At 39.8% G+C, this 510-nt stretch carries 1 pseudogene; it reads right to left on the bottom strand.

Annotation, left to right across the window (positions count from 1 at the left end):
• Positions 1 to 510 (bottom strand): annotated as a pseudogene (locus ACFIL8_RS12760) (hypothetical protein); the annotation flags it as partial.

Here is a 510-nt window from a genome sequence, read left to right as displayed (position 1 = left end):
GTTCACTGCATCGGTAACATTAGAACCAGCTGCTACGCCTGTAATTTGTCTGGTTATACCCTTACTATAATCACCAAATGAAACTGTTCTCTCTTTTTCATCAGAACTATCGGTTAGAGAAGAGCCGATTGCAATGCTATTTTTAGTATTTCTACTACTACCAGCTAAAGCAGTTAAGCCGATAGCAATCCCTTGGTCAGCCTTCGTCTGCGCTACCTGCCCGAAAACAATAGCATCATGCGCTTCTCCCTGAGCTCGTTCACCATAAATAAGAGAATTACCCAAATCCTGACTGCTAGTTATCTGATCTCCCTTTACAACTCCTGGAGTTAAAGCTGCTCTTGTTATTTTTTTACTTCCAGCATTCATATCAATTGAACGTATCGAATCGCTGGTTTCTGCCAAAACATTCACTATAGGATTATAATCACTTACACCAGTAAGAGTTTTGGTTAAAAAATTTGCATAGTCATCAGCAGCACTTACCTTGGATGTCAAAGAAACATTCAG

The organism is Bartonella sp. AP57NXGY, from assembly GCF_042195805.1.
Lineage (GTDB): Bacteria > Pseudomonadota > Alphaproteobacteria > Rhizobiales > Rhizobiaceae > Bartonella.
Note: the sequence above shows the minus strand (reverse complement) of the source record. Positions and strands in the feature narration are given on the sequence as shown.